Annotated in this window: 1 protein-coding gene; it reads left to right on the top strand. The window is 67.5% G+C overall.

Going from position 1 to position 1,380, the window contains the following annotated elements; genetic code table 11:
* Nucleotides 1-133: 133 nt before the first annotated feature.
* The gene (locus KME75_RS41575) at nucleotides 134-1,126 is read left to right on the top strand and encodes a tyrosine-type recombinase/integrase (protein ID WP_308283525.1); all 993 of its coding nucleotides are present in this window, start codon (nucleotides 134-136) and stop codon (nucleotides 1,124-1,126) included.
* The last annotated feature ends 254 nt before the right edge of the window (nucleotides 1,127-1,380 follow it).

Below are 1,380 nucleotides of genomic sequence, written 5' to 3'. Positions count from 1 at the left end.
AGCTGTTGCGCATCTCGCGCGACACGCGGTCAAGCACGAATTGAGACCGACTCGTGATCAAGTGCTCGACGTACCCCTCATGTCACGAAGAGCAGTCACCATTCAGACTTGTGAATAAGCCCCCTGGTTGTCCGTGATCGCCGGCGGCGAATGGACGCGGACGCGGGACCGGCTCCCCGTCCTGCCCGTGCTGGTCCGCACCGTCGATCAACGCCGCACGACGGCCGACGCGCTGCTGCGCGCCGCCCAGCACACCGAACCCGGCCGCACCGTCACCGTCGGCGATCAGACACTGACCCGGTCCGTCCTCGCGCCGGGCACGACCACCACCAAGATCTGGGCCGACGATCCGGCCAATGGCAGGCGCCGCGACCTCGGCCACGAGGAGGAGCACGCGTTCTGGGCGTGGGCGGTCGTGGAAGTCCTTCGTCTCACCGGCGTGCGGATCGAGGAGCTGCTCGAGATCAGCCACCACAGCCTGGTTCACTACCGGCTCCCGACCACTGACGAGGTCGTGCCGCTGCTGCGGATCGCCCCCTCGAAGTCCGATGCCGAACGACTGCTGGTGGTCAGCCCCGAGCTGGCAGAGGTGCTCTCCACCATCATCCGCCGGATCCGGGAACCCTCCGGAGCGGTGCCGCTGGTCCCCGCCTACGACTGGCACGAATGCGTGTGGATGCCGCCGGCCTCGCTGCTGTTCCAGCGCCACTTCCAGACCGAGAACCGCGCGATCAGCCACGGCACCGTCCGCAAGATGCTGCAGGCCGCGCTGGCCGACACCGGACTCGTCGACCCCACCGGGCATGGCGCCCTGAACTACACGCCCCACGACTTCCGAAGGATCTTCATCACCGACGCGATCATGAACGGCCTGCCGCCGCACATCGCCCAGGTCATCGCCGGTCACCAGGACATCAGCGTCACCCTCGGCTACAAGGCCGTCTACCCCGACGAGGCCATCCAGGCACACCGGGCGTTCCTGGCCAGGCGGCGCAGCCTGCGCCCCAGCGAGGAGTACCGGGTGCCCACCGACGCCGAGTGGCAGGAATTCCTCGGCCACTTCGAACGTCGCAAGGTCTCCACCGGGATCTTGCGGCCGCGCCTACTCCACGCCGTGCATCCATGAACACGCCTGCCTGCGATGCTCGATGCACTGGCCCGACCCCGCCCAACGCCCCCGGTAACTAGTCAGGTCGTTGATCACCCTTGATCCTCTTCATGGGATGATCTTGGTGTGCAGCAGGCCGGGGATGGGCGTCCGTCTTATGACGAGCTTGCCTCCCTGGTGCAGCGGTTGGCGGCCGAGGTGGCGGCGCGGGATGAGGTGATCGCGCAGCTGCGGGGCGAGGTGGCGGAGTTGAAGCGTCGCCTGGGGATGAA

The organism is Pseudonocardia nigra (genome assembly GCF_019396355.1).
Lineage (GTDB): Bacteria > Actinomycetota > Actinomycetes > Mycobacteriales > Pseudonocardiaceae > Pseudonocardia > Pseudonocardia nigra.
Note: the sequence above shows the minus strand (reverse complement) of the source record. Positions and strands in the feature narration are given on the sequence as shown.